General features: G+C 73.0%; 1 pseudogene. It reads left to right on the forward strand.

Annotated features, from left to right (window positions below):
- Window positions 1–278: pseudogene (locus ACSNOK_RS34035) on the forward strand (monooxygenase); the annotation flags it as partial.

A 278-nucleotide genomic window follows, 5' to 3' on the forward strand; every position in this document is an offset into this window, starting at 1 on the left:
TCCCCGGAGCGCTCACGGTCGGGACCGAGCCGGGATCACCTGTGCGGGACGTACCGGTGACGGCCCTGGACGGAACGCGAGGGCGTCTGTGGGAGCGGCTGGGCAGTGAGCTGCTGGTGCTTCTGGTCGCGCCAGGCACCCATGTGTGGGACAGCCGCCACTGGCTGTCGGCCGGGCTGATGCCGGAGCTGGCCGCCGTGGTGGAACGGCTGCCGGTGCCCGCGGAGCTGCTGGTGGCCGAGAGCTATCCGGGCGCGGTGGCCCATACCGCCCTGGTG

The sequence above is a fragment of the Streptomyces sp. URMC 126 genome, assembly GCF_051386555.1.
Lineage (GTDB): Bacteria > Actinomycetota > Actinomycetes > Streptomycetales > Streptomycetaceae > Streptomyces.